The sequence below is a fragment of the Microbacterium sp. UBA3394 genome (genome assembly GCF_002358725.1).
In the GTDB taxonomy this organism is placed as follows: domain Bacteria; phylum Actinomycetota; class Actinomycetes; order Actinomycetales; family Microbacteriaceae; genus Microbacterium; species Microbacterium luteum.
Map to the genome: position 1 here is coordinate 15572 of NZ_DEPK01000136.1, position 8831 is coordinate 24402.

The following is an 8831-nucleotide window of genomic DNA, read 5'->3' on the forward strand; positions in this document are numbered from 1 at the left end:
TGGCGCAAGGGCGACACGTCGGGCAACTTCCAGGAGGTGCGAGGGGTTCGCCTCGACTGCGACGGGGACGCCATCCTCGTGAGCGTGGAACAGCACGGTCCCGCGTGCCACACCGGCACCCGCACCTGCTTCGACGCCGACGACCTGGCACCCGTGGTCGCGGGATGACGCGGCGGCCCCGCACCTTCGCCGTCGTCCTGGTGCTGATCGGCGGCGTCGTCGGCCTGATCTCGTCGACGCAGACCTGGCTGACGGTGACCCTGGCCTCCGTCGAGGGAGACCAGCTCACCGTCGCCGGCGCCGACGCCGTGCCGGTCCTCGCACCGCTGAGCCTCGCCGCACTCGCGCTCGGGGCCGCCCTCACGATCGTCGGCCGCGTGCTCACGTATGCGTTCGGCGCGCTCACCACGCTCATCGGGGCCGCCCTCACGCTGCTGTCGGCGCGAGTGGGTCTGGACGCCCCGGTGGAGTCCTACGCCTCGACGGTGACCGATGCCACCGGCATCACCGGCGCCGATGCGGTGCGCGATCTCGTCGCGAGCTCCGCGGTCACGCCATGGGTCGTGGTCACCGTGGCCGCCGCGGTCGTGCTGGTCGCCGCGGGGCTGCTCACTCTCGGCGGGGCCCATCGGTGGTCGGGCACGTCAGGCCGGCGGTTCCGCACCGATGCTGAACCCGCCGGAGGATCGCGCCCCCACGATGCGATCGACTCCTGGGATGAGCTGTCGCGGGGCGAAGACCCGACGGCCTGAACCGATAGACTTGAACGACCCGCGCAATCGGAGGAGATCCATGAGCCACACCAACGGCGATCCCGGCCACGGCCACTCACCCGCAGCATGGACCGCTGTCGTCATCATGCTCGTCGGCTTCGCCGTGGGCACCACGGCCTTCTTCCTGGACATCCCCTGGCTCGTGTGGAGCTCGGCCGCTCTTGTGGTCGTCGGTCTCATCGTCGGATGGGTCATGGCCAGAGCCGGCTACGGCGTCAACGGCCCGAAGCACATCGCGAAAGAGCACTGACGTGCTCGCCGACCTGACGGCCGGCGCGGTGGCGGATGCGGAGGCGCGCCTGCTCGAGCGTCCCTTCGCGGACGTGGAGAAGGCAGCGCTGGCGCAGCGGCCCGCGAGGGATGCTCTGGCCGCGCTCGCGCCGGCGGCCCGCGTGAAGATCATCGCCGAGGTCAAGCGCGCGAGTCCGTCGCGGGGTGACCTCGCGGACATCCCCGATCCCGCACACCAGGCCTCCCTGTACGAGGCCGGGGGAGCGTCGGCGATCTCCGTCCTCACCGAAGGGCGTCGCTTCAAGGGGAGCCTCGCCGACCTCGAGGCCGTCCGGGCGCGCGTCGATGTGCCCGTTCTGCGGAAAGACTTCATCGCGACCGACTACCAGGTGTGGGAGGCACGCGCCGCCGGAGCCGATCTGGTGCTGCTGATCGTCGCCGCGCTGGAGCAGCACGACCTGCGACGCCTGCACGATCTGACTGTCGAACTCGGGATGACGCCCCTGATCGAGACGCACAGCGCCGACGAGGTCGACCGTGCCGCCGATCTCGGCGCGCGGCTGGTCGGCGTCAATGCACGCGATCTGTCGACCTTCGAGCTCGACAAGGATCTGTTCGGCCGTCTCGCACCGCGTCTGCCCGAGGACGCCGTCAAGATCGCAGAGTCGGCCGTGCTCAGCCCGGCCGACGTCGCCCACTACCGCGGTGCCGGTGCCGATGTGGTTCTCGTGGGGGAGGCGCTGGTGACCGGCGATCCGGTGGCGACTCTCGCGTCCTTCCTCGACGCCGCACCCGACCGCTCGACGACCGAGAGGAGCCGAGCGTGAGTCTGCGCGACGCCCACGGACCCTTCTTCGGTGACTTCGGGGGTCGTTACATGCCCGAGTCGCTGATCGCTGCGATCGATGAGCTCACCGCCGCCTACGAGGCGGCCATGGCCGACGAGGGCTTCGTCGGCGAGTTCCACCGCCTGCTGCACACCTACGCCGGTCGCCCGTCGGTGCTCACCGAGGTGCCCCGATTCGCCGCCCACGCCGGCGGAGCGCGAATCTTCCTCAAGCGCGAGGACCTGAACCACACCGGTTCGCACAAGATCAACAACGTCCTCGGTCAGGCCCTGCTCACGCAGCGCCTGGGCAAGACGCGCGTGATCGCGGAGACCGGTGCCGGCCAGCACGGGGTGGCGACGGCGACGGCCGCGGCGCTGTTCGGCTTCGACTGCACGATCTACATGGGCGAGGTCGACACGGAGCGCCAGGCGCTCAACGTGGCACGTATGCGACTCCTCGGCGCGGAGGTGATTCCGGTCACGACCGGATCGCGCACCCTCAAGGACGCGATCAACGACGCCTACCGCGATTGGGTGGCGTCGGTCGAGACGACCAACTACATCTTCGGGACCGCGGCGGGTCCGCACCCCTTCCCCGCAATGGTCCGCGACTTCCAGAAGGTCATCGGCGACGAGGCCCGAGCCCAGCTGCTCGAGGAGACCGGCCGGCTCCCGGACGCGGTTCTGGCCTGCGTCGGCGGCGGCTCGAATGCGATCGGCATGTTCGACGCCTTCCTCGACGACCCGGACGTGAAGCTCTATGGCGTCGAGGCGGCCGGCGACGGGGTCGACACGCCGCGACACGCGGCATCGATCGGGCGCGGCCGACCGGGCGTCCTCCACGGCGCGAAGACCTTCGTGCTGCAGGACGAGGACGGCCAGACGATCGAGTCGCACTCCATCTCAGCCGGCCTCGACTATCCCGGGGTGGGACCGGAGCACGCGTGGCTGTCCGACATCGGCCGCGCCGCTTACATCCCCGCGACGGACGACGAGGCCATGCAGGCCCTCCGACTGCTCTCGCGCACCGAAGGGATCATCCCCGCGATCGAGTCCGCACACGCTCTGGCCGGCGCGCTGCGCGTCGGTCGCGAGCTGGGTCCCGACGCCATCCTCGCGGTCAATCTCTCCGGTCGCGGCGACAAGGACATGGACACGGCCGCGCGCTACTTCGACCTGTACGACGCCGGGGTCGACGCTGCTGCCGCGGCGTCCGCGCCGACGGCGGATGCCGCCAAGGGCGAGGGGGAGAAGCTGTGACCTCGCGCGTCGCAGCCGCGGTGAACGCCGCTGCGGAGCAGGGACGCGGGGCCTTCGTCGGCTACCTTCCCCTCGGTTTCCCCGATCTCCAGACGAGCATCGACGCCGCCGTGGCCCTGGCCGAGAACGGCGCGGACATCCTGGAGCTCGGGCCGCCCTACTCCGACCCCGTCATGGACGGCACCGTCATTCAGGAGGCCACGCAGGCGGCGCTGGCCGGCGGGTTCCGGCTTCGCGACACCTTCACGGCCATTCGCGAGATCACCCGGCGAGTGGATGTGCCGGTACTCGTGATGACCTACTGGAACCCGGTCGTCCAGTACGGTGTGGACCGCTACGCGGACGACCTGCTGGCCGCCGGCGGAGCGGGCCTGATCACGCCCGACATCACCCCCGAAGCCGGCCAGGAGTGGATCGACGCGAGCCGTCGCACCGGCCTCGATCGCATCTTCCTGGCGGCGCCGACGTCCTCGGACGAGCGGCTCCGGCTCATTGTGGAGAACTCCACCGGCTTCGTCTACACGGTCTCGACCATGGGGATCACGGGCGAGCGCGCCGAGCTCGACGCCGCAGCGCGCATCCTCGTCGGCAGGCTCCGGGCTCAGGGTGCCCAGCACGCGTGCGTCGGCATCGGCATCTCCACGGCCGACCAGGTCGCCGGCGTTCTCGGGTACGCGGACGGGGCCATCGTCGGCACCGCACTCGTGCGTGCGCTGCGCGACGGCGGCCTCGAGGGCCTCGCACGCACCACGCGTGCCCTCGTCGCCGGCACGCGCCCGAGCACCGGGTAGAACTAGACTCAGACCGCTCGGGCCGTCTCACGACGCCACACCTCTCGAGAAGGACGATCCGCCCCTATGACGAACGCCGCCCTCAGCGTGGTCGCCAGCATCCCCAGCCCGACCGTCAGCTACATCGACCTCGGACCGCTGCGCATCCACTTCTACGCGCTGTGCATCATCGCCGGCATCGTCATCGCCGTGCTGATGACCAATCATCGGCTGACCAGGCGCGGTGCCGAGCCCTGGGTCGTCATCGACATCGCCCTCATCGCGGTGCCGCTTGCCATCATCGCCGCGCGCATCTACCACGTCGCCACGCACCCCGGTTTCTACTTCGGGGAGGGGGCGGACTTCTGGGCCGTCTTCCGCATCTGGGAGGGCGGTATCGCGATCTACGGCGCGCTCATCGGCGGCGCGGTCGGGGCGTGGCTGGGATGCCGCTGGACCGGCATCCGATTCTGGAGCTTCGCCGACGCACTCGCTCCGGGTCTGCTGCTCGCGCAGGCCATCGGACGCTTCGGCAACTGGTTCAACCAGGAGCTGTTCGGTCTGCCCACCGATCTGCCGTGGGGGCTGGAGATCGACCCGGAGAACTCGGCGTTCCCCCCGGGTCTGGCAGCCGACACCCTCTTCCACCCCACGTTCCTCTACGAAGTGCTCTGGAACGGACTCGGCGTGCTGTTCCTGCTGTGGGTCGGACGCCGTTTCGGGCTGCAGTGGGGTCGCCTGTTCGCGCTCTACCTGATCTGGTACAGCGCCGGCCGCATCGTGTGGGAATCCATCCGCATCGATCCGAGCGAGATCTATCTCGGCTTGCGCACCAACGTGTGGGCCGCCATCGCCGGTGTGCTCCTCGGCCTCGTCATCTTCTTCGTGCAGAAGCGCCGCCACCCCGGCCGGGAACGTTCTCCCTACGTGCCGGGACGCGAGTGGTCGCCCCCCGGCGCTGTACAATCGGCCGAAGACTTCGTCGACACCAGCGCACCCCCGTCAGCCGGAGTCGATGACCACAAAGACGCCACAAGCGCACTCCCCACGAAATAAGCACACCGCAACGCGTGCATCCCGGGCCGACGTCGTCCCAACCTTGAGCATCAACGTGAGGACGGTAGATATGGCATCGAGCCCCCGTCACAGCGCCGCTACGGCAGGCGTGTCTTCAGCCCTGCCCGGCGGCTTCCCCGCGCGTCAGGGCATGTACAACCCCGCGTTCGAGAAGGACGCCTGCGGCCTCGCCATGGTCGCGACACTGCGGGGCGAGCCCGGACACGACATCGTGGACCTCGCGCTGACCGCGCTCCGGAACCTCGAGCACCGCGGTGCGATCGGGTCGGACGCCGGCACCGGCGACGGTGCGGGGATCCTCACGCAGATGCCCGACGTCTTCTTCCGCGATGTCGTCCCCTTCGCGCTCCCGCCGATGGGCGAGTACGCCGCCGGTCTTGCCTTCCTTCCCCCGGATGCCGAGACGCGCTCGGGTCAGAAGGCGACGATCGAGAAGATCGCCGACGAGGAGGGTCTCGTCGTCCTCGGATGGCGCGAGGTCCCCACGGCGGCGGACAATCTCGGCCGTCTGGCCTTCGAGGCGCGCCCGGTGTTCGAGCAGCTCTTCGTCGCCGCCCGCGCAACCGACGGCGCGCCCGTGGCGGGCATCGCGCTGGACCGCCTGACCTACCGCCTGCGCAAGCGCTCCCGCAGCGAGGCCGGCGCGTACTTCGTGTCGCTGTCCTCGCGCACCATCGGCTACAAGGGCATGGTCACGACCCTCCAGCTCGAGCCGTTCTACCCCGATCTGCAGGACGAGCGCTTCGCCACCGAGCTGGCGGTCGTGCACTCGCGGTACTCCACCAACACGTTCCCCTCATGGCCTCTCGCGCAGCCGCTGCGCATGCTCGCCCACAACGGCGAGATCAACACGGTCAACGGCAACCGCAACTGGATGCGCGCCCGGCAGTCGCAGCTCGAGTCCGACCTCATCGGCGACGTGCGTCCGCTGCTGCCCATCTGCACCGACGGCGCGAGCGATTCGGCCTCGTTCGACGAGGTCCTGGAGCTTCTCACGCTCACCGGTCGCTCGCTCCCGCACGCGATCCTCATGATGGTGCCGGAGGCGTATGAGAAGCAGTCCGACATGGACCCGCAGCTCCGCGCGTTCTACGACTACCACTCCATCCAGATGGAGCCGTGGGACGGGCCCGCCGCCCTGATCTTCACCGACGGCACGGTCGTCGGCTCGACGCTCGACCGCAACGGCCTGCGCCCCGGCCGTTGGACGGAGACGACCGACGGACTCGTCGTGATCGGCAGCGAGACGGGCGTGCTCGACTTCGAGCCCGAGCGCATCAAGCGTCGCGGTCGCCTCCAGCCCGGTCACATGTTCCTCGTGGACACGGCGCAGGGCCGCATCATCGAGGACGAGGAGATCAAGGCGGAGCTCGCCGGTCTCCACCCCTGGCAGGAGTGGCTCGACGCCGGACGCGTGCGGCTGTCCGAGCTTCCCGAGCGCGAGCACATCGTGCACCCGATCGCCTCGATCACACGTCGTCAGCGCACCTTCGGCTACACCGAGGAGGAAGTGCGCATCCTGCTGACCCCGATGGGGCAGAACGGTGCCGAGCCGCTCGGCGCCATGGGATCGGACACGCCGGTCGCCGTGCTCAGCGACCGCCCGCGTCTGCTGTTCGACTACTTCACCCAGCAGTTCGCACAGGTGACGAACCCGCCGCTCGACTCGATCCGTGAAGAGGTCGTCACGTCGTTGTCGCTCGGGCTGGGACCGGAGCGGAACCTGTTGTCGTGGGGACCCGACCACACCCACACCGTCACCCTCGACTTCCCGGTGATCGACAACGACGAGCTGGCCAAGATCCAGCACATCGACACCGCCGTGCCCGGACGCAGCTCCGTCACCATCCGCGGCCTCTACCGGGTCGAGGCGGGGGAGAAGGGCATGCGCAAGCGCCTCGAGCAGATGTGCGCCGAAGCCGATCGCGCGATCGAGGACGGCGCGGAGTACATCGTGCTGAGCGACCGCGACTCCAACAAGGACCTCGCGCCCATCCCGTCGCTGCTGATGCTGGCAGCCGTGCACCACCACCTCATCCGCAAGGAGACGCGCATGAAGGCGGGCCTCGTCGTCGAGGCGGGAGACGTGCGCGAGGTGCATCACGTCGCGACCCTCATCGGATACGGCGCCTCGGCGGTCAATCCCTATCTGGCGATGGAGACCGTCGAGTACCTCGTGCGCGCCGGCTACATCACCGGCATCACCCCCGCCAAGGCGGTCGCGAACCTCATCAAGGCCCTCGGCAAGGGCGTGCTGAAGATCATGTCCAAGATGGGCATCTCGACGGTGTCCTCCTACGCCGGCGCACAGGTGTTCGAGGCCGTCGGCCTCTCTCAGGAGTTCGTCGACAAGTACTTCACCGGCACAGAGACCAAGCTCGGGGGCGTCGGGCTCGAGGTCATCGCGACCGAGAACTCGTCGCGACACGAGTACGCCTATCCCGAGGACGGAGCGGTGCGCGCCCACGAGCGGCTGTGGACCGGCGGTGAGTACCAGTGGCGCCGAGACGGGTCCCCTCACCTGTTCAACCCCGACACGGTGTTCCGGCTGCAGCACGCGACCCGGACCGGCCGATACGACATCTTCCGCGAGTACACGAAGCTCGTCGACGACCAGGCCGCCGAGCTGAAGACGCTGCGCGGCCTCTTCCGGCTCCGCACGGACGAGCGCACCCCCGTTCCGATCGACGAGGTCGAGCCGGTCCCGTCGATCGTCAAGCGCTTCCAGACCGGCGCGATGAGCTACGGCTCGATCTCGAAGGAAGCGCACGAGACGCTGGCGATCGCGATGAACCGCATCGGCGGCAAGTCCAACACCGGTGAGGGCGGCGAAGACGTCGACCGTCTCATGGACCCGGAACGGCGCAGCTCGATCAAGCAGGTGGCATCGGGTCGCTTCGGCGTCACGAGCCTCTACCTCACGGAGTCCGACGACATCCAGATCAAGCTCGCGCAGGGTGCGAAGCCCGGCGAGGGCGGCCAGCTGCCGCCCACGAAGGTGTATCCGTGGGTGGCCCGCACACGTCACGCGACCGCCGGGGTGGGGCTGATCTCGCCTCCGCCGCACCACGACATCTACTCCATCGAAGACCTCAAGCAGCTCATCTTCGACCTCAAGCGCGCGAACCCCAAGGCGCGCATCCACGTCAAGCTCGTGAGCCAGTCGGGAATCGGCGCGGTGGCGGCGGGTACGGCGAAGGCACTCGCGGATGTGATCCTCGTATCGGGTCATGACGGCGGGACCGGAGCGAGCCCGATGAACTCGCTCAAGCACGCCGGCACGCCGTGGGAGCTGGGGCTCGCCGAGACGCAGCAGACGCTCATGCTCAACAACATGCGCGACCGTGTCGTGGTTCAGGTCGACGGGCAGATCAAGACCGGTCGCGACGTCATCATCGGCGCGCTGCTGGGGGCCGAGGAGTTCGGCTTCGCCACCGCACCGCTGGTGGTCTCGGGCTGCATCATGATGCGCGTGTGCCACCTGGACACGTGCCCGGTGGGCGTGGCGACGCAGAACCCGGTGCTCCGCTCGCGGTTCACCGGCAAGCCCGAGTTCGTCGTCAACTTCATGGAGTTCATCGCGCAGGAGGTGCGTGAATACCTCGCGGCCCTCGGCTTCCGCACGCTGGATGAGGCGATCGGCCACAACGAGCTGCTCGACATCGACCGCGCGATCCAGCACTGGAAGGCGAGCGGCATGGATCTCGCTCCCGTCCTCGAGGGCCCGGCGTTCGCCGACGACCTCGCACGGCGTCAGACGCGCAGCCAGGATCATGAGCTCGACGACCACTTCGACGTGCAGCTCATCGAGCGCGCTCGCGAGGTCATCGAGGGCGGGGGAGAGATCTCGATCGACCTCCCGGTGCGCAACACGGCGCGCGCGGTGGGGAC

General features: G+C 69.1%; 8 protein-coding genes. All 8 read left to right on the plus strand.

The genetic code is table 11. From position 1 onward, the window contains the following. On the plus strand, window positions 1-168 hold a 168-nt coding region (locus tag B4E30_RS08150), incomplete at its 5' end, for a phosphoribosyl-AMP cyclohydrolase (RefSeq protein ID WP_286794642.1). After that, window positions 165-752 carry a Trp biosynthesis-associated membrane protein gene (locus B4E30_RS08155; RefSeq protein ID WP_286794623.1) on the plus strand — a complete coding sequence of 196 codons (588 nt, stop codon included), beginning with the start codon at window positions 165-167 and terminating at the stop codon, window positions 750-752. The genes B4E30_RS08150 and B4E30_RS08155, both read left to right, overlap by 4 nt. A 40-nt stretch (window positions 753-792) precedes the next feature. Beyond that, window positions 793-1023 (plus strand): DUF6704 family protein, encoded by a 231-nt coding sequence (locus B4E30_RS08160; RefSeq protein WP_286794625.1) that lies wholly within the window; start codon window positions 793-795, stop codon window positions 1021-1023. A 1-nt stretch (window position 1024) separates the two neighbouring features. After that, window positions 1025-1831, plus strand: coding sequence for an indole-3-glycerol phosphate synthase TrpC (trpC, locus tag B4E30_RS08165; protein ID WP_286794628.1), 807 nt, complete (start codon window positions 1025-1027; stop codon window positions 1829-1831). Continuing rightward, window positions 1828-3093 carry a tryptophan synthase subunit beta gene (trpB, locus tag B4E30_RS08170; protein ID WP_286794630.1) on the plus strand — a complete coding sequence of 422 codons (1266 nt, stop codon included), beginning with the start codon at window positions 1828-1830 and terminating at the stop codon, window positions 3091-3093. The genes trpC and trpB overlap by 4 nt, the downstream gene beginning before the upstream one ends. Next, window positions 3090-3884 (plus strand): tryptophan synthase subunit alpha, encoded by a 795-nt coding sequence (trpA, locus tag B4E30_RS08175; RefSeq protein WP_286794632.1) that lies wholly within the window; start codon window positions 3090-3092, stop codon window positions 3882-3884. The genes trpB and trpA overlap by 4 nt, the downstream gene beginning before the upstream one ends. A 66-nt stretch (window positions 3885-3950) precedes the next feature. Then, a complete protein-coding gene (lgt, locus tag B4E30_RS08180) occupies window positions 3951-4919 on the plus strand; it encodes a prolipoprotein diacylglyceryl transferase (RefSeq protein ID WP_286794634.1) in 969 nt (322 codons plus the stop codon). A 70-nt stretch (window positions 4920-4989) separates the two neighbouring features. After that, a partial coding sequence (gene gltB, locus B4E30_RS08185) for a glutamate synthase large subunit (RefSeq protein WP_286794636.1) occupies window positions 4990-8831 on the plus strand: 3842 nt, incomplete at its 3' end.